The sequence below is a fragment of the Abditibacteriota bacterium genome (genome assembly GCA_017552965.1).
Taxonomy (GTDB): Bacteria; Armatimonadota; UBA5829; order UBA5829; family UBA5829; genus RGIG7931.
This window is the reverse complement of sequence record JAFZNQ010000099.1, coordinates 36,000-54,675: the sequence shown is the minus strand read 5'-3', so window position 1 is coordinate 54,675 and position 18,676 is coordinate 36,000. Positions and strand designations below refer to the sequence as shown.

Genomic DNA, 18,676 nt, shown 5'->3' with positions numbered 1-18,676 from the left:
AGGCAGTCTTCAGGGGAAGCTTCGTCTGTCTTTGAATGGTAGGTTTGTCACTTGCCACTTTTTTTGTTGCCTCCGGAATATGTTAATATTATCAGTTTCTTTTTGGACAAGGTCTGCAAAAACAGAGTCGTCGAGGTCTCCGACTGTCTCCTCTGCAGCTTGAATTTGCTGGCTATACGGCTGATGATGGCATTGATATTGTTTTTGCCGTCGCAGGCCAGCCATACGTCTGACGCCACTTCGTCGTCCAGCACCACGGTCCTGGTGTCGGGGATGTGGCGTATGAGCTTTTTCAAAAGCCTGGTATAAAAGTCCTGCCTGATGGGCACGCACAGCTCGATGAGCCCGTCTTCCCGGGTGGTCCAGGTGATATTCGGATTGCGCTCCGGCACCACCTTCAGGACCTCTTTTTTGTCTAATCTTTTACTCAAGGGCCGCCTCTGTCATACTGTCGCGCACCGTGTCCAGGAGCGCGGTTTCTTTGTTCTGCATGCAGCGGATCGTAAATACTGTGTTGCGATCCCTGTCATGCCACACGAGACCTCTGACATAGCGCGGCGTCCTCCAGAATGCCAGGGTCCGCATCAACAGCCCCAGGAGTCCCGAGGGCCTGCCTTCCACGGACAGGGCTTCCCATTCGCCCACGGAGCAGGGCTGATACCTCAGCCTGTAGGCCTTCAGGTCGGGAGCCACGTCCACCCTGTACCACTCCTCCAGACTGTGCTGCTTCAGCAGGCTCGCAGCCAGATTGCGCGCTTCCACCACCACAGTCTCCATGCCTTTGGTGAACACCAGAGAGATGTAGGCGGACATGAGCACGGGCTTTTTGTATCTGTAGCCGGGAGGCAGTCTGAAGTCCAGGCCGTACAGGCTGTAGCGGACCAGACCGTCCTCCGTGTGGTCTCTCACCGAATCAAAGATATGATTGATAGTCTGACTCTTGACCTCTGATCTGGAAAAGTAGAGGTGCAGCAGGACTACCCTGCCGCAGTCGGGACATACCCTGATCCTGCCTCTGCCGTGTTTGTCGCCCATATTCCAGGCAAAATCCACGGCGCCGTCCCTCTCGGGCTTCACGTCTCTTTCGAAATTGAGACGCTTGTTCTTTTTGACAAGAGGCTTTTTGATCTTGTCTATGAAATCATGGACTATCTTCGTCAGATCGCCGTGCTTTTTTCCCGAGGGAGACCACTTCATCTCCAGCACCGACTCGATGGGACTGTCCACTCTCAGGTAGCCGCCCTTACGCTCGGAATAAAAGCCCACCACGCTCCATTTGGACGGGATCTCTACCGTGACTCCGTCCCAGCCGGTGACGACAAACTTTTCCTCTGCCATGCGTTAGTAAGGCAGATAGTTTACCGTCTTTGCGATCATAGCGAGAGCGATACCTGCCATACCGGCAAGACCCACTCCGCAGCCGAAGCCGGCTGCCAGGATGGGAGCGTAAGAGCTCCACTGCACCAGACCGAAGCGCTTGGCAAAGTAGAACTTGCCGAAGAGAGCGCCTATGAACTGAGGCACTATGCCTACGGGGCTGGCTCCGATACCTCCCACAAATCCGTAGAAGAACAGCAGAGGCACCTTGAAGAAGGAGCTGACGCCCCACAGAGCCAGAGTACCGATGCCGGACCACACGATGATGGCAGGCTTCAGGGCTCTCAGGAGCCAGTTGTCCGCCATAGAGCCGGAGTTGGCCGTCCACCATATGGAAGTCATGGTCGCCTGGACAGGCCAGATCCTCTGAGCGTAGGGATACTGGCTGGAAGGGATAGCGCCGGACTTCCAGAAGAAGCTCCAGAAGCAGAAGCTGGAAATCAGCAGTATGATGAGCATGGCGATCTCAGCCTTGATGATGCTCCTGAAGGAAGTGCCTGTCAGCTCCACCTCTCTGAACTTCTGGGCGTGTCCGCCCAGGTCGATCATGGGGATACCGGCAAACCAGATGTCCGCTCCCTTGTAGCCGGAGCAGATGATGGTAGCTTCACGCAGATACGGGAGACCGACGCCCATACCCGTCAGACCGATCATACGGCCGGAGACGTAGGTGATCACCGGAGTATAGATGAGTCCGTAGAAGAGCAGGATCCACACAGGGAAGTCGGGCACCAGCCACTTGGTGATGGATATCTGGACCAGCACGCCGAAGAGCCACGCAAAGAAGGACACCCACAGGTTCCAGTCTCCGCGTCCTGCAGGGAGAGTCCTCTTCATGGTAGGACGCTGCAGGTCCTTTCTCATCTTCATGGCGGTAAAGAACACGGTCACCAAACCTATGACGCCGATACCCAGAGCAGTACCGATACCCACGGACATCCAGAAGTCGATGTTGGTGGCGAGCTCTGTCTGCAGATACGGAGTTCCTTCGGTCCAGCTGGGCAGAAGGCCGTGATTGTATAATACGGGGTTGATAAATATCTTACATATGATACAGCTGACGAATTGGCCGAATAAGATGTTGAAGGGAATGACGAACCCTACCAGAATGTTGGATATATCGCCGCTGATAGCCATCCACGCCGCGGGAAGGAAGGTCTCGGTGGACTGGGTCAGATCGATAAACGGAATAGGTATTATCTGCACCGGCTTGGGCAGCATGACGCCTGTGACCACGGGGACCGTGACGTATATGGCTCCGAAGAACAGACCGATCACGGATCCGATGGAAAACACCTTCCATCTCCAGGACTCTTCCTTGGTGCCGGATTCCGCCAGAGCGGTGGAACCTGCAGCCGCGATGGGAGCCATGGGGAAAGGCAGTCTTTCCACGTCACTGGTCATCCTGAAGCAGAGATAACCGCCGCCGATCCATATCATTCTGCCCACTACTTCGTTGACCACTATGAGCATGATAGGTATAGCCCAGGCCTGAGACAGGAAGGTACGGGCCACCAGACAGGGGTCGTTTGCCTTGGGGGCGACCCAGGTAGGTATGAGCTCTGCCAGCTCGCCCACCTGAGGGCTCTGGACCAGATACTGGTTCCATATGAGACCGGCAAAGGGTCCGCCCGAGAGGCCCAGGTGCAGGAGACCGGAGCCAGCCAGACCGCCGGTGATATAAAAGAGCACGTAGAGCTCCTGCTTCTTCAAGGGCTGGAAGGATCTTCTCGCTATTTCCGAGAAGAGCACTATGGTGACCCACTGGGCGGCAGAGCCCAGGCCCTGTCCCGCGACAAGGCCCAGATACATGGCGCCGGGCATCATGATCAGACCTACAAACAACGCACCAATCAGGGTACGAAGAGTAAAGCCGTCTTCAAATTTTTCCTGAGATTCTTCATCCTTTGACATGGACTCCAATTGGAGACGCGCGTCATTGATCTCGTCAACTTTTTTCAATTCAGCCATTTATAACCCCTTCAAATATTAAGCGCCGTTCAACGATCCGGCAGACGTAACCACCTTTTCGGCTTCAGCCATGTACTTTTCTCTGTCCTCTGCCTTGATAGTCCTCCAGATGAGGAACTGCTTGCGGCAGGCATGGAGAAAACGCCTGTTGACTCTGATCCAGTTGCTGGCGTCGCCGCTGACGCGGTCAAACTCAATCCGCACCTCATAGGTACCCTCCAGCTCCGTGGGCACTATCTTGATCAGGGTATCCTGACTTACGCCCAGGTCAAAGGGAGCGATCCAGGAGCGGAACTTGATGCAATAGACCATCTCGCCGTTTTCTTCATAATTACTCAGCTGAACGTTCTTGGTAACGAAGTCGCCCAGGGAATACTCTTCGTGAGAATTGATCCATTCTCCGATAAAGTAGGTGATACCCATGGTCTGCTTGCCGGTAATGGCAAAGGGCAGCTTGACCACCCAGTGATCTCCCTCGGGCTCTTCGAGCTTCCAGATCCTGTCCACGGCGGGAGTCGCCACCCGGGAGGCCATTCTGGAAGGATATATGGTAGAAAGTATCACCACGCCGCTGACGACCAGTGTGGCTATTACGGCCGACATGGACGAGAAGTTCAGATATAGGCCGGGCATGATGTTGGTCACCATGATGATCTTGGACAATATCTGACCTATGACGTAGCCCGATACGGCGCCCAGGATGGCGTATACCAGCGACTCCGCCATAAACAGCATGGCGATATGCTGAGGCGACAGACCGATGGACGAATAGATGCCTATCTCCTTGGTCCTTTCATACACGGAGCTCATCATGGTGTTGAGCACGATGAGAGCGGCTATGATGATAGGGATGATCAGGCTCGTCATACCCTGAGAGGACTTGCCCGACAGGGAGGAAAATCTGTATATGCGGCCGTCGATACCTGCGTACAGGTTCAGGTTGATCCTCTTCATGAGGGAGGCCAGGCTGTCTTCCACGTCGCCGGACCCCAGCTTCACCGCGATGCTCTTGATCTCGCCGCCCAGCACTATGCTGGTCTCGTAGGGGATATAGAACACTGCCGAAGGATCTATGTGGGTAAATTCCACAAAGCCCGCGTCCTCTTCGGCCTCGCCGCCGCCCTGAGACACCTTGGTGGCGCCCATGAGCAGCAGGTCGGCAGGAGTGATGATCTCGTTATCCAGATCCCTGTGGGCCTTGATGGCTGCGGGGTTGACCACGCCCACCACCTTGTATACACTGCCGGCGAACTCTATCTTCTTGTCCTTGTAGTTGTCCTTGGTGATCTCCAGAGATTCTGCTATGGTGTCGGGGATGATCAGGCTGTGGGGATCCACGTTGCCCGTGTAGACGCCGTTTTCATAGCCGAACCAGTCGCCGTATTTCAGTATCTTGCTGTTGCTGTTGTATATGCCCATGATACCGGCTTCGTCCGGCGACAGACCTACCAGCGCTCTGGCAGAATAGAGCTTGTCGCCGTTGATAAGAGGCTGCAGGTTGAATTCCATGGGGCTGATGCCGTAGAACCAAGCTCTCGGAGCTACCAGGTTGCCGACCTTCTTGTCACGCTTGTATTCGTCATACAGGACCTTGTAGGACACTTCCTGCAGGCTCTGCCAGTTGGGCATGCGCACCAGAATACCGTTGTAGATCTTGATACCGGGCTTGGCCTTGACAGGTATCTTGTTCATCCTGATGACGCTGGTCACGGAGGTGAAGGACAGCACTATGAAGGTGAGCAGGATCAGGGTCACGCAGGTCAGCACCGTTCTGGTCTTTCTCCTTCTCATGTTGGAGACGCCCAGGGAGAATGCGGCGCCGGCCACGGCCACCTTGCCGCCTTCGGAGCCCTTGGACCCCATGGATGCGGCTGCCAGCTCCTTGAGCTGCTCTTCAAACTTGCCTATGACTATAAATATCACCACGCCCGACAGAGACAGCATGATAAATGCGATGAGCACTATCAGGGGGTTGCCCGCGATGTCAAACGCGGGATGCACGAATCTGAATATAAAGAATATGGCTATGAATATGCCGAAAAAGCCTACAAGCTGCCATTTGATCTCCGGAAAAGCGAAGAAGAGCCTTTCGCAGAAATAGGCAAACGGGATCAGCAGGAACAGGTAGAATATCACGCCGTTCACCACGTCCTGGCTGGTGGCCGCTATATCGGGATATGCTCTCGACGCGAAGCCCCAGGCGGTCCTGGAGTAGGAGTCGAATATGCTGTAGCGGTCCGTATTCTTGGCATGCTCGGCGGCCAGAAGGTTCTCGCCGGCCATATCGTTGAGCTCCTGAAGAGCCTGATTCTTGATACCCTTGCTGGACAGAGAGTCCAGTCTGAACTTGTTGAGGGCGTACATATCCTTGGCCGCTCTGTAGGCGGTCTCGTCCAGTACTCCGCCCCTGGAAAAGTCATAGCCTTCTCCCTCGGGCTTTTCGTCGCTGGAGTTGACCAGGAGGAGCCTGTTGGCCCTGGGGCCGGCGTTCATGATGATCTTGATGGGCACCTTGGCCAGACCCTTTTTGGACTCGGGAGTCTCTTCGGCGAAGATGACCGCTGTATCCTCCACCAGAGGGCTGTCGGGGTTGGACACGTCTCTGTAGTACTGCTTGGGGTTGCCGTCGGTGATACCGTCATACACGGAGATACCGGTCAGAGACCTGAGTCCCTGGGTGTCCAGCAGCTCATACACGGAAGTGGCCGTACAGTCAAATACGATGATAGGCACTTCCTTGTAGGCAGTGGTGATCTTGAAGGTCTTGGGATAATATTCGCCGTAGTTGCCTATATCCGGCGCGGAGATGATATCGCCGTTTTCCCTGCTGGTCCTGAAGGCGGATATGAATACCTGCTTGTTGAAATAGGTCATGGTGGTATTCACTACGCCGGGCAGAGTATAGTGGGCAGTCTTTTTGTTCTCGCCTTCGCCCACCACCTCGGTGCGCTCTATGTAGGCGGCCCGGACGCCGGTCAGGGATTTGTACCAGCTCTTGAGGACCACCAGACTGTCCTCAACTTCCAGGTTGGGGACGAAGCTCTTTTTGGGGTCGTATTTGACCACGTCGCCGGACAGGGTGGAAAAGCCGCCTCTGATGGTCAGCCTGGAAAACTCCTGAGGCTTGCTGACGCCCAGACGGGATATCTTTTCCTGGCGGATGTATATAGTGTCGCCCTTGTTGAAGCCGTTGGGAAGAGGCTTTTTCAGCTTGAACTCACAGTTCGAGTTGACCTTGGGCAGGTATCTGGTCTCGGAATGTCTGAAGAAGTTCTCACCCTTGCCGCTCTTCTTGACGAAGACGCCGATGAGATACCCCATATCCTTCTCGTCCTTGTATTTGACGGTGTTCCGGTCCACCACCTCGGCCTCGATGACCTCTTCCGCGGACACCACGGCAGGATCCCGGAACCAGTGGTCGGTGATACACATGATCATCTCCATCTGAGTCTTGATGTTGCCATAGTTGACTCTGTCGGGAGTGTCAAAGGGGGTGTCCACCAGGCGGCGGTTGTCGTTGACCGTGGCAAAGGTCAGACCTCTCTGGCTGGCGCCGGTGATGACCTCCTGGTCAAAGGCAAAACGGCTGGGGATCAGACCGCGCCAGGTCTTGCCGCCGACAGGGTTGATAGCGTCGGCGTAATGCTCGGAGAAGTTGGTCTTGTAATCGTAGATATTGGCCAGCCTTTCGGCAGTCTCACGGGCGGTGGTGCCTATAGGCGAAACGAATTTCTGGATGTCTTCCTTGTTGTCATAAAAATAGGCTTTGTAAAAGAGGCCCACGCCCGGAGTCTGGCTGTTGAGGTCCAGGCCGGCCCACATGTAGAACTTGGGAGGATCGTTCAGCTCGCCCTTCTTGAGGCCGATCTTGTGCAGCGCCCTTTCGGCCATGGAGGGCCTGACGTAGGAGTCGATCTGCTGATGGATAAAGTTCCTCATGCCGGAGAGGGTCTCGAAGTGACCGGACAGAGCCACGAACATGATGCTTCTTTTGGGAGCGAATTCGGGCTGTGAGAAGATCCTGACCATTTCGAGCATGGCGGCGATGCCGGTGGAGCTCTCGGCAGAAGGGGCGATGCCGGGCACGACGGATATGCCGTCGTAATAGGCGTTGATGACTACCCACTCGTCTTTCAGCTCGGGGTCGGTGCCGGGGATGACTCCCACGATATTCTTGCCTTCCACCTTGTCCCAAGACATATCGCAATAGATCCTGGCCTTGTCATTGCCCTGGGCCATGAGCTGATCCACTCTCTCTGCGCTTTCCTTGGGCAGCCAGAAACGAGGGATGTTGATGGGGATGTTGCTGAACTTGGCTTCGGCTTCACCGCGGGATATCTGCCCGTCGGGCTCCCGGAACAATATGGCTTTGGAGCCGAGTCTGGAAGCGTTCAGCCAGTTGGTGCCTATGTTGAAGTTGAGTACCGTGGCGGAATCCTTGACCTTCTTCCCGTCAAAGCTGACAGCCAGGCTGTTGCCGCCGTCTATAAGATGGACGTCGATGCCGTTTTTGTCAACCTGTGATGTGCGGGCAAGATTGGGCCAAAGGGCATAGATCTTGATGGTCTCATCACCTACAACGAGCTTGGATTCGTGTTCTATGGGGACGGTGACCTTGAAAGGATGCACCTCGACTTCGTCGGACGTAAAGCCCTTGAGCCCCGCGTCCTTGAAGGCCTTGATGATATAGTCGGCAGCCATATCGCAGCCGGGATAGCCGGTGACTCTCGAGGATGAAAAGCCGGACATGTCCGTCACGGTCTTCTGCAGATTGTCTGTGCTGACTGCGCCGATGAGGTCCGCGTACCTTTGGGTCAGCCATTCCGGAGTCGGTCTTACCGACACGGCATTGGGGTCAAACTCAAGTTTTTTCTTGGCCAAGCTTGAATCGGTCCACGGATATACGAACAGGAAAAAGAGGGCTACCAGAAAGATGATAGCATAAACGATGTTGATGATAAAGCCTTTGTTTATTTTCATGCCACGATCCAAAAATCATTTATAATTGTTATTTATATTATAGCATATTCCCGAGGCACATTTCAATTTCACTGAACTTTTTTCGGGAGTTTACGCTTTTTTTTACGGGCTCTCCGAAGGCGCGGCCAGCCCTCGGACGCCCTGCCGCACAAGGGCCGGCCACAGGGGACCGGACCCGGGGAACAGGGCTGATATATAGTATGTATTATAAATACCGCGCCGAAGGGCGCTCTCTCACCGAAGCCCCCGAAGACCCGTTTCCGGGGGCCGGCGCTATCTTTTGACGTCCGGATAATAAGTCTCATACAGCCCGGCAATGAGCCGTTTGCACTCCTCGCAGGCTAAGTCGAGGGTCTCCCTCAAGCGCTTTCCCCTGCGCCGTTCAAAGAAGCTGCGCACAAATTCCCGGTCCCGCCCGGACAGCCCCGCGGGGTCCTCCGGGGACGCCTGCTCCAAAAAGGCGCGCGCCCTGCAATAGAGCTCCCTTTCGAAATCTGCCGGCGCCGCGGGGAGCCCTTCCCTTTCCATGTCGCCTGCCAGCTGCCGCAGCATCCCTGTCAGAACGGCTCCCGCATGGCTTGTGTTGGGCCCTGCTTCATATATGGCGAGGCACAGGGCCGGCGGCTTCGGCGCCTTTCTCACGCGCTCCTCTTCGTCTGCATGGCCCCGGGACCCGGTCTTTTTCTTTGGCGCAGCCCTTTTCTTTCTCGGCTCGGCAGCCCCTTCCTTATCTTGGGCTCTCTTTTTCTCGGCAGCCAGCTGCCTTCTGTTTTCCCTGATGGCCCGCTGGGTAAACTCTGCCACCTCCGGGATGGAGTACCAGTCATAGGGCAAGGCCCGCTCCTTCAGGACCTCCAGCCAGCGGGACGGGCGCTCCGTGTACAGGATCTCATACATCCTGATAGCCGTCACGGCCATGATCCCGTCTGTGCTCCCCTTCGCCATCTCGTTCAGGCCCTTGTCGTCGGTCCCGGAAGCCGCCTGGTATTCGTACCAGTGGTATATCTCGTCTGTCAACACGGCGGGGCACCTCCTTTTGGCATATGCCGGGCTCCTTTGGCCCGGCCTTTTCATGTCAGGCGTTTTCCGCAAGTCCTGCGCCTGCCGTATCCATTATATCCTCCCCCGCCCGCAAAGTCCAGCGAGGGGAGCAGGCCTTTTTTACTGTATTATATATATATCTATTTATGTTTCGGGGCTCCGTTTGGTATAATATATATGAGTGCGGGAGGCGTCAGACCATGCGCGGCATACGGGGCGCAGGTCTCTCTTTCCTGCCGAAGAGCGGGTCCGGCGGGGCCCCTTACGTGTCATAATACTATGAAAAAAGCGGTCACCCTGCGCGCGGCAGTTTTGTCGTTCCTGCTGATACCGATCCATATCTGGTGGATACACAGGACAGAGGCAGTGCTCTACTCTGCCAGTCCCACGGCCTTGTCCGTCTTTTTTACGTCCGTATTCATATTGCTGGTGCTTATAGGCGTCAACGGGATAGTCGGACGCTTCCGGCCGGACAGAGTCCTGCGCCGGGGAGAGCTCGCGGTCATATATATAGCCCTCAACGTATCCGGCGCGGTGATAGGCCATGACTATCTGCACGTGTTTCTCTCCAACATGTGCCATCCTCTCCGATACGCCACTGCCGAAAACAACTGGTACAACCTGTTCATCAACAGGATACCCGACTGGTCCATAGTCAAGGACAAGGCCGCCGCCGACGCTTTTTACACCGGCGGAGAGAGCTTTTTTCAGTGGAAATATCTGAGACACTGGCTGAAGCCCCTGTGCCTGTGGGGCGTCTTTATGATCATCATGTTCTACACCATGCTGTGTATGAACGCCATTCTCAGACACAGGTGGACCGAGAGCGAAAAGCTGTCCTTTCCCCTGGTCAATATACCTGCGGAGATGACCCGGGAGGACGGAGGCTTTTTTACCAACAAAGCCATGTATCTCGGCGCCGCCATAGGCATACTGTTTACGGTGGTCCAGGGGCTGAACGGACTGTTTCCATCCTTCCCGGTGGTGAACTTCAAGAATCTGGATCTTTTGCAGTATTGCACCCAGCCGCCCTGGAACGCCATAGGCTGGACGCCCATACGCCTGTATCCTCTGGCCATAGGCATTTTCTTTATGGTCCCGGCGGATCTGTCTTTTTCGTACTGGTTTTTCTATATACTGACCAAGCTGCAGCTCATATTCGGAGCAGCGACAGGCATCTCGGGCATGCAGAGGTTTCCCTTTATCCCGGAGCAGTGCTTCGGCTTCATACTGGGTATATTCGTCATAGCCCTGTATGCCGGCCGCAGCGAATTCAGAGAAATATTCGCATCCCTGTATTCCGGCAGCAGGGACGCCGGCAAGGACGAGCCCATGGATCACAGGCACGCCGTCTGGGGCATGCTGCTGGGGCTTTGCGCCATGATGCTGTATGCCAGAGCCATCGGCTGCTCCGGCCTTGTGGCCGTCGCCGCCATAGCGGGATATTTCGTGATCAGCATAGCGGTCACCAGGACCAGAGCGGAGCTGGGGGCGCCCTGTCACGAGATCAATCATTCCAGCATCACCTATATACTGCTGGAAAATGCGGGCTCCGCCACCCTGGGCGCCGCAAACGTCATAGGCTTGCAGCAATTCTATTTTTTCAATCGTTGCTACAGGACCAATATGATGCCGGTCCAGATGGAAAGCCTGAAGCTGGCGGACACTGCCGGCGTCAACAAACGGCCCATAGCCCTGCTGCTGATACTGTTTGCCGCCTTTTCCATAGTCTGCGGCTTCGCAGTGGCTCTCAACAACTATTACAGGCTGGGCGCCGCTTCCAACATGAACAGCATCACCATCCTGCTGGGCAGCGAGACCTACGCCATCATGGAGAGCTCGCTGAAAAACGGCACCATACCCGACCCAAGCGGCATATGCGCCATCGCCGGCGGGTTTGTGAGCTGCATCCTGCTCAGCATAGCCAAGCTCCGGATACCGGGGTTCCCCCTGAATCCGGTGGCTTACGCCATGATGAGCTCGGTCCAGACCAATTCGCTGTGGGTCTCGGCCTTTGCCGCCTGGCTGTGCAAGGTGGTCATCCTCAAATACGGAGGGCTTCGGGTATTTACCAGGGCTCTGCCGTTTTTCCTGGGGCTTATTATCGGCGACGCTCTGGCTGGTACATTTTGGAGTATAATCAGTATGGTGTACGGAATGCCCGTATATTCCGTGTTCCCATAATAAGGAGATAACATTGCAGGAACAAAACACAAAACTCTGGGCCGGACGCTTTGCCAAAAAGACGGCCAGGCTGATGGAAAGCTTTTCCGAATCCATATCCTATGACCGCCGGCTCGCCGAGGCAGACATCACAGGCAGCATAGCCCACGCCCGCATGCTGGGCAAATGCGGCATCATATCCGCCTCCGACGCCGACAGCATCATAGAGGGTCTCAAGTCCCTGCTGGAGGACTACCGGAACGACAAGCTGACGTTTGACGAGAGCGCCGAAGATATACATATGAATATAGAGCAGCTTCTGAAGCAGCGCATAGGCGAAGCCGCCGGCAGACTGCACACAGCCAGGAGCCGCAACGACCAGATAGCCACTGACATACGCCTCTTTCTGAAACAGGCCGCCGGCGAGACCCTGGACAACATCAGGGCGCTCCAGAGCGAGATCATACGCCTGGCCGAGGAAAACATGGACGTCATCATGCCGGGCTTTACCCACACCCAGCACGCTCAGCCCGTCCTCCTGAGCCACGAGCTCATGGCCTATTTCTGGATGCTCCAGCGAGACAGAGGGCGCTTCGGCGACTGCGTGAAACGCTTTGACTTGCTGCCTCTGGGCTCCGGGGCTCTGGCCGGGACCACCTTCCCCATCGACCGGGAGATGGTAGCCCGGGAGCTGGGCTTTGCGGGCATCACGGAGAACAGCATAGACTCCGTCAGCGACAGGGATTTCATAGCCGAGTTCCTGTCCTGCGCAGCCATACTCATGACCCACCTGTCCAGATTTGCCGAAGAGATAATATACTGGAACTCCACCGAGTTCGGCTGGATAGCTCTGGACGACGAGGTGACCACGGGCTCCTCCATCATGCCTCAGAAGAAGAATCCGGACGCCGCGGAGCTGGTCCGGGGCAAGACCGCCAGAGTCTATGGCTCCCTCATCAGCCTGCTGACCCTCCAGAAGGGCCTCATCCTCTCCTACAACAGAGACCTGCAGGAAGACAAGGAGCCCCTGTTTGACGCCATAGACACCATCAACATGTGTCTCAGGATATTTGCGTTGATGCTGCAGGGAGCAGCCTTCAACGCAGACAGGATGTCTGCCGCCGCCGCTACCGGCTATTCCACCGCCACGGACCTGGCGGATTATCTGGTCCGCAAGGGCCTGCCCTTCAGAGAAGCCCATGCCCAGACCGGCAGGCTGGTGGCCTATTGCGCCGACCGGGGAAAAGAGCTCACGGACCTGACCTTCGAAGAGATATCCTCCCACATGCCCCTGGCCGAGCGGGACATCCTGGAGTGTCTGTCCGCCATGGCCTCCATAAACGCCAGAAAGGCTCCCGGCGGCACCGCCCCCTCTTCGGTGAGGGCTCAGATAGCAGCCGGCAAAGGATCGTTGTAAGGAGATAGATATATGCTAAGGTATTCCGCGGCCGTTTTTGTCCTGATGGCAGCCCTTTTGGCTGCATGCATCATCACCACGCAGAAGATCAGCGCCGAATCCCACAACAGGGCGGTCGAGATATGCATGGACTACAACGAGGTCAAGGCTATTGCCGCCGTCACAGACAACTCCGTGGAGGAGGTCCTGAAGCGGATGAAAAAGTCCGGCGTCACCACCGTAGCCATCGAGATGGACACCATTGCGTCCGCGGCGGCCAAGGGCCACGTGATACAGAGGACCCCGGGTGAATACGAGCTGTCCGGCTATTCCAATCTGACCTTTATCCCCCGCCTTTTTGATCTGGTGTTCGGAGACAGGATCAGCATAGTGCTCTACGGCTCCACCATCCTGCTCAGATTTGACAACACAGTCATCAACAAGGACCTCATAGAACGGCTGCCTATCGGCTTTTATGACCGGGAGCTGGAGGACGCCAAGAGTGCCAATATGCTGATCTGCGGCAGGATACCCGCCTACGACGGAGCCGACGAAGCCTCCATCGCCTGCATATTGGATTATCTGCAGCTGCTGGAGATAGACCGGATCATATTCAACGGCGACACCATCCTGGGCTACAGGAGCTGTCTCGAGTATCTGGGCCGGGAAATGGACCGGCGCAATATATACTTTGGCAGGATAGAGTTTGCCCGTCAAAAGGGAGAAACCACTCTGGCCGAGGAAAACCTGAAGCACCTCATCGGGGTCCATTCCATCTCTCAGGCGGAAATGGCCTCCATGGCTCAGGACACCGCCATCGAACGCTACGTAAAGGCTGCCCGGGAACGAAACGTCCGGCTGCTCTACGTGAGGCCCTTTGACAAGACCGGCGCCGACCCCTTGAAGGAGTGCTGTCTCTACACGCGCTCTCTTGCGGAGAGGCTTGCCCGGGCAGGCTGCGCAGTGAAGCCCGTTCACCCCACCCTGCAGCTGCAGGAGAACCGGCTGCTGAAGGCCATAGCAGCCGCCGGCGCCGCCATGGCCATCCTGGTCCTGGTGTGCCTGATCTTCAACATCAGCCCCACTCTGCAGCTGGTCTGCGCTGTCCCGGCCATAGGACTCTTTTCCTTTATGGGATGGCAGGGCGGCATGTGTATCAAGATAGTCACGCTGCTCCTGGGCATCACGGTCCCCGTGCTGGCCACAGCCTGCGCAGTCAAAAACATCTCGGACGGGAGCCTCAAAAAGGGCAACCTTCTGACGGCCGGGGCTGCGGTGCTCATCGCCTTTGGCGTGACCCTGGGGGGAGCCATCCTCAATCTCGCTCTGCTGTCGGACACCTCCTACGTGATGCGCAATCAGGTGTACGCAGGCGTGAAGCTGGTCCACTTTGCTCCCCTTCTCATAGTATCTCTGCTGTGCGTCACGGGAGCCCTCTATCGTAAAATGTCCCTCCGGGATATGACGGAGGCTCTCAAAAGCTGCATGTCAAAGCCCGCCAACATAGGTCTCATCATCATCGGAGCCTGTCTGCTGGCGGTGGTGGCCCTGATGCTGGCCCGCAGCGGCAATGACGCAGGCATCGGCGTTTCCGCAGCGGAGCTGAAGCTGAGAAGCATCCTGGACAGGATAGTGTACGTCCGTCCCAGGAGCAAAGAGTTTTTGATAGGCTACCCTTCCCTGCTGCTGGGCTTTTTCCTGCTGTTCCGCAACAACAGAGCCTGGGGCGGCTTCTTTGCGGTCATCGGGACCATAGCGCTCATCAGCCTGTTCAATACTTTTTGTCACATACACACCCCGGTGATCATCAGCCTTATCAGAGCGGCCAACGGACTGTGGTGCGGCCTCCTGGCGGGCGCCGTCGTCTATATCGCAGCCCGCAAGCCTCTGCGCAAATAATATGAAAAAGCTCCTTATATCCGGCTTTTACGGCTACGGCAACGGCGGAGACGAGGCGGTCCTGTCCGGCATCATAGCCTCCCTGCGGGAAGCGGGTCTCCACCGGATCACCGTTCTGTCCGCCGACAGAGCCTACACCGAAGCTTTGCACGGGGTGCCGGCGGCCCCCCGGATGTCTCCCGCCACCCTGAAGGCCATTGCCGACTGCGACGTCTTCATCAGCGGAGGAGGCTCTCTCTTCCAGAACGCCACCAGCAGCCGCTCGCTGTATTATTATCTCGCCCTGCTGCTCGCAGCCATGCTGCTGGGCAAAAAGACCGTGGTCTTCGCCCAGGGCATAGGACCTCTGTCGGGCCAACAACACATATCCAGGACCATGAGCCTTTTGCGGAAGGTGAGCCTGGTGTCCGTGAGAGACGCAGACTCCGCCTCTTTTCTCGCCAAATACGGCATTGACGCCCGGGTGGTACCTGACCCCGCCTTTCTCTGCTCCTCCAAAGACCCGGAGCAGGTCCTTGCGGCAGCGGGGATCACAGGCGATTATTTTACGGTGTGCCCCAGGCCCTGGAAGGACAACTCCTATCTGGAGCCTCTGACTGCCGCCATAGAGCAATACGCCCGGAGCACCGGACTTCAGCCCCTGTGTCTGCCCATGTTCTTCGCAGAAGACAGGCTGATAGCAGGCGTCGCCTCTGTGGACGGGCCTCTGGACTTCGCCATGATGCGGGGCGTCATAGCCCGGTCTCGTGTGATCGTAGGCGTCAGGCTCCACTCTCTCATACTGGCAGCCGCGGAACAGGTGCCCTTTGTGGCCATATCCTATGACCCCAAAATCGACGCCTTTTCCCGGGCCTGCGGTCAGGAGCCGCTGGAGATAGACAGCCTGACCCGGGAGGCCCTCCTCGCCCGGCTGGCGGAGCCCGGCCTCTCCCCTGCTCCGCCGGACAAGGATTCGCTCATGTCCTTTGCGGACTCAATTGCCCGGCTATGAAGAAGCTCTTTGCCGTATTGTCCGTCCCTGCCTGCATCCTGCTGGCGGTCCTCAGCTGGTACAGCTTCACCAGGGCCAACGCCCCGGAGCTCATACCCGCCGGCAGAGACATCAGGGCCGAAAACGCCCGGTGCATCCTGTATCATAAGGGCAAGCCGGCCGTAGAGTTCCATACGGCGGTGGCTTTTATGTCCGAAAGGAACGGGACCGTCAGGACCCAAAAGGCGGAGGGCAGCTTTGCCCTGCAGGACGTCCGTTTTTCCTGCGGCGGCATCAGATACAACGCCAATGAGCGGGGCGTGACTGCGGCAGGGCCGGTGACCATCACGGCAGGAGACGCCCGGATCACCGCCAAGACCTGCAGATACCTGATGGACAACGACATCATCACCGCCCCCGGCGGCCTTGTGATCAGCACCCGGGACGCCACGGCTAAGGCTTCCGGCGGCAAGGTGGATATCCGGGAGGGCCGCATCAGGCTCACCGATACGGAAATGACTATACATACGGGGAAATAATATGAAAAAAACAGCAGCTCTCATCATCATCCTTGTGGTCCTTTTCGGAGGGATACTCTATTCGGAGACCGACAAAAAGGAGATCAGGGTATTTGCGGATATGACGGACATACCCTACGGCAACAAGGACAAGAACGTGGCTCTCAAGGGCAACGTCAGGATACTCCACGACGACGTCACCATAAAGAGCGACTACGTGGAATACAATTCCTCCGCCAAAACGGCGGTCTCTCCCGGCCGGGTGACCCTGTCCTCCCCGGAAGCCGACATCATATCCGACAAGGGCTCGGGCAACTTCAGGACCAGGATCGTGACCGCAGAGAGCAACGTATCCGCCAGGATACACAGGCGCTTCACCGAGAAGATCTCCGACCCGGAAAAAAGAGCGGACGTGGAAAAGGAGATCACCGAGGACATCATAGTCAAGGCGGACGGCGGCCAATACAACTACAAGGACAAGCTGCTGACTTGCAGGGGCAATATCACCATCACCGAAAAGGACAGAGTCATCCTGGCAGACAGCCTCACATACAACGTCAGGGACGAAGTGTTTACCCTGGAGGGCAACGTAAAGGGCACCGACTCCGAAGGTCAGACCTTTGCTTCGCCGGGCCCGGTCACCGTCTCGGTGAAGGACGGCAACGAATACATCAAGGCTCCGAATGCAGGCATCAGCTTTTTCGTGGACGACGAAGAGGACGGGGAAGAATAAAAAAAATGCTTGGCTGTAACAGCTCAAGCACTCATAAAATTGGATGTTGTTTTATTTGGCCTTGCCAATTCTGAACATCTTGGTCCCGCAGTCAGGGCACTTACCGGTCACGGCAGGCTTGCCGTTCTTCATGGTAACTTCCTTGGGGTTCTTGATCTCTTTCTTGGCCTTGCACTTTACGCAATATGCTTCCATATCATGTCTCCTGTAGTTCTGCCACTCAAGTGGCTTATATCATAATTATACATTATGTCAAGATGAAAAGTAAATAGGTTTTTTTGAAAAAATTAAGGTTTTTCAAAAAATTCCTGATTTTTTAGTCGGCAACAAAGGGCAGCAGAGCGATCTCTCTCGCCTTTTTGATGGCGGCGCTGAGCATTCTCTGGTGAGAAGCGCAGGTACCGGTCACTCTCTTGGGGAGTATCTTGCCGCTGTCGGTGGTGTATCTCTTCAGCTTGCCGACGTTCTTATAATCTATATATTCTACCTTGTCCACACAGAACTGGCAGACTTTTCTTCTGGGTCTCCACTTCCCATTGCCCTTGGCAACGGGACGTACGGGTTTCTGAAAACCGGGCATATTATCTGACTCCTTGTCTAATCTTCCGCAAACGGATCGTAATCGGGATTCTTCTTGTCTATGGTGTTATCGTTCGAAAAAGGGGCGTAGCCTGAGCTGTCCTGGCTGTCGGCAAAGGGATCGGGAGGAGCGACCTGCTGAGCAGCGCCCTGTCCGTCTCTGGGTCTGGGACTGAGGTTGGTGACGTCATCTATCACTACCTCAAAGGCCTTTCTGGAGTTCCCGTCCTGAGTGGTGAAGGACCTGACGGAAATACTGCCTCTTACGACCAGCATATTGCCCTTTTTCACGTAATTGGCAATATACTCCGCGTTGTTGCGCCAGGCGACGCAGTCGATAAAGTCGGTGTCCTGTCCTTCGCTGTTGCGTTGTCTGTAGGGTCTGTCCACAGCAAGGGTAAAGCTGACGAGAGACACGTCGGACTGGGTCTTTCTGAGCTGGGGATCGGCAACTATCCTGCCGGTAAGCACTACGTTATTCATCCTGCCGCCCTCTTTTTATTCTTCGGCAGCCGCTTCTTCCGCGGGCTCTGTTGCTGCTTCGGGAGCTTCCTCTGCGGGCTCCTGAGCTGCTTCGGGAGCATCCTCTGCCTCTGCAGGGGCTTCCTCGGACTCGGCTTCCACAGACTCTTCGACAGCCTGCATCTCTTCATCGGAAGGGATCACGGGCTCGGCATCGGGTACGATGCTGTCGGCTTCCTTTTCTTCTTCGGGAGCGTTGCCGGGGGCCTTGATCTCGGAGGTATCCACGTATCTCTTGTCGATAAGAGTGATCATACCTCTGATAACATCATCATTGATGCGGAAAGCGCGGGTCACCAGCGCCGGAACGGTGCTTTCGGCTTCAAAATACATCAGACAATAAATACCGTCTTTCTGACGGTTGATCTCGTAGGCAAGGGGTCTCTTGTCCCATATACCCTTGGACAGAACCGTTCCGCCGTTCTGTTCTACTATCCCGGCGATCATGTCGATGAACTCATTGACTTCATCTTCGATGAACTCGGGATTGAGGATATATATAGCCTCATAGGTTCGAATCATGACTT

Annotated in this window: 15 protein-coding genes; 6 read left to right on the top strand and 9 right to left on the bottom strand. The window is 56.1% G+C overall.

From position 1 onward, the window contains the following. Positions 1-47: 47 nt before the first annotated feature. From IK083_08240 to IK083_08220, 5 genes are all read right to left on the bottom strand, one after another. Positions 48-431 (bottom strand): PqqD family protein, encoded by a 384-nt coding sequence (locus IK083_08240; protein ID MBR4749542.1) that lies wholly within the window; start codon positions 429-431, stop codon positions 48-50. After that, entirely contained in the window at positions 424-1,338 is a 915-nt protein-coding gene (locus IK083_08235) for a hypothetical protein (protein ID MBR4749541.1), read from the bottom strand. Before IK083_08235 ends, IK083_08240 begins: the two co-directional genes overlap by 8 nt. A gap of 3 nt (positions 1,339-1,341) precedes the next feature. Beyond that, positions 1,342-3,348: a peptide transporter gene (locus IK083_08230; GenBank protein MBR4749540.1), complete on the bottom strand. Its 2,007-nt coding sequence runs from the start codon at positions 3,346-3,348 to the stop codon at positions 1,342-1,344. A gap of 18 nt (positions 3,349-3,366) precedes the next feature. After that, complete coding sequence (locus IK083_08225; GenBank protein MBR4749539.1) at positions 3,367-8,328, bottom strand: M28 family peptidase; 4,962 nt, start codon at positions 8,326-8,328, stop codon at positions 3,367-3,369. 273 nt (positions 8,329-8,601) lie between these two features. After that, positions 8,602-9,345: a hypothetical protein gene (locus IK083_08220; protein ID MBR4749538.1), complete on the bottom strand. Its 744-nt coding sequence runs from the start codon at positions 9,343-9,345 to the stop codon at positions 8,602-8,604. A 303-nt stretch (positions 9,346-9,648) separates the two neighbouring features. Between IK083_08220 and IK083_08215 the strand changes: the two genes are divergently transcribed. The 6 genes from IK083_08215 to lptC all read left to right on the top strand — a co-directional run bounded on the left by IK083_08215 (position 9,649) and on the right by lptC (position 17,048). After that, complete coding sequence (locus IK083_08215) at positions 9,649-11,553, top strand: hypothetical protein (GenBank protein ID MBR4749537.1); 1,905 nt, start codon at positions 9,649-9,651, stop codon at positions 11,551-11,553. A gap of 73 nt (positions 11,554-11,626) precedes the next feature. After that, complete coding sequence (gene argH / locus IK083_08210; protein MBR4749536.1) at positions 11,627-12,949, top strand: argininosuccinate lyase; 1,323 nt, start codon at positions 11,627-11,629, stop codon at positions 12,947-12,949. A gap of 12 nt (positions 12,950-12,961) precedes the next feature. Then, entirely contained in the window at positions 12,962-14,827 is a 1,866-nt protein-coding gene (locus IK083_08205; protein MBR4749535.1) for a hypothetical protein, read from the top strand. A 1-nt stretch (position 14,828) separates the two neighbouring features. Continuing rightward, a complete protein-coding gene (csaB, locus tag IK083_08200) occupies positions 14,829-15,818 on the top strand; it encodes a polysaccharide pyruvyl transferase CsaB (protein MBR4749534.1) in 990 nt (329 codons plus the stop codon). Beyond that, a complete protein-coding gene (locus tag IK083_08195) occupies positions 15,815-16,336 on the top strand; it encodes a hypothetical protein (GenBank protein MBR4749533.1) in 522 nt (173 codons plus the stop codon). Before csaB ends, IK083_08195 begins: the two co-directional genes overlap by 4 nt. A 1-nt stretch (position 16,337) precedes the next feature. Continuing rightward, a complete protein-coding gene (gene lptC / locus IK083_08190) occupies positions 16,338-17,048 on the top strand; it encodes an LPS export ABC transporter periplasmic protein LptC (GenBank protein ID MBR4749532.1) in 711 nt (236 codons plus the stop codon). A gap of 51 nt (positions 17,049-17,099) precedes the next feature. Here lptC and IK083_08185 read toward each other — a convergent pair whose 3' ends face one another. From IK083_08185 to rpsF, 4 genes are all read right to left on the bottom strand, one after another. Further along, positions 17,100-17,243, bottom strand: a complete 144-nt coding sequence (locus IK083_08185) for a hypothetical protein (GenBank protein MBR4749531.1) — start codon at positions 17,241-17,243, stop codon at positions 17,100-17,102. Positions 17,244-17,364: 121 nt separating this feature from the next. Beyond that, entirely contained in the window at positions 17,365-17,628 is a 264-nt protein-coding gene (locus IK083_08180) for a 30S ribosomal protein S18 (GenBank protein ID MBR4749530.1), read from the bottom strand. A 17-nt stretch (positions 17,629-17,645) separates the two neighbouring features. Next, complete coding sequence (locus IK083_08175) at positions 17,646-18,110, bottom strand: single-stranded DNA-binding protein (protein ID MBR4749529.1); 465 nt, start codon at positions 18,108-18,110, stop codon at positions 17,646-17,648. A 15-nt stretch (positions 18,111-18,125) separates the two neighbouring features. Then, entirely contained in the window at positions 18,126-18,671 is a 546-nt protein-coding gene (gene rpsF, locus IK083_08170; GenBank protein ID MBR4749528.1) for a 30S ribosomal protein S6, read from the bottom strand. Positions 18,672-18,676 lie beyond the last annotated feature (5 nt).

Excerpts from the sequence above, each read along its gene's own strand:
- lptC (MBR4749532.1), top strand. The coding sequence starts at position 16,338 with ATGAAAAAAACAGCAGCTCTCATCATCATCCTTGTGGTCCTTTTCGGA.
- IK083_08215 (MBR4749537.1), top strand. The coding sequence starts at position 9,649 with ATGAAAAAAGCGGTCACCCTGCGCGCGGCAGTTTTGTCGTTCCTGCTG.
- IK083_08235 (MBR4749541.1), bottom strand. The coding sequence starts at position 1,338 with ATGGCAGAGGAAAAGTTTGTCGTCACCGGCTGGGACGGAGTCACGGTA.
- IK083_08205 (MBR4749535.1), top strand. The coding sequence starts at position 12,962 with ATGCTAAGGTATTCCGCGGCCGTTTTTGTCCTGATGGCAGCCCTTTTG.
- rpsF (MBR4749528.1), bottom strand. The coding sequence starts at position 18,671 with ATGATTCGAACCTATGAGGCTATATATATCCTCAATCCCGAGTTCATC.
- csaB (MBR4749534.1), top strand. The coding sequence starts at position 14,829 with ATGAAAAAGCTCCTTATATCCGGCTTTTACGGCTACGGCAACGGCGGA.
- IK083_08185 (MBR4749531.1), bottom strand. The coding sequence starts at position 17,243 with ATGGAAGCATATTGCGTAAAGTGCAAGGCCAAGAAAGAGATCAAGAAC.
- IK083_08225 (MBR4749539.1), bottom strand. The coding sequence starts at position 8,328 with ATGAAAATAAACAAAGGCTTTATCATCAACATCGTTTATGCTATCATC.
- IK083_08195 (MBR4749533.1), top strand. The coding sequence starts at position 15,815 with ATGAAGAAGCTCTTTGCCGTATTGTCCGTCCCTGCCTGCATCCTGCTG.
- IK083_08230 (MBR4749540.1), bottom strand. The coding sequence starts at position 3,348 with ATGGCTGAATTGAAAAAAGTTGACGAGATCAATGACGCGCGTCTCCAA.
- argH (MBR4749536.1), top strand. The coding sequence starts at position 11,627 with ATGGAAAGCTTTTCCGAATCCATATCCTATGACCGCCGGCTCGCCGAG.
- IK083_08175 (MBR4749529.1), bottom strand. The coding sequence starts at position 18,110 with ATGAATAACGTAGTGCTTACCGGCAGGATAGTTGCCGATCCCCAGCTC.
- IK083_08180 (MBR4749530.1), bottom strand. The coding sequence starts at position 17,628 with ATGCCCGGTTTTCAGAAACCCGTACGTCCCGTTGCCAAGGGCAATGGG.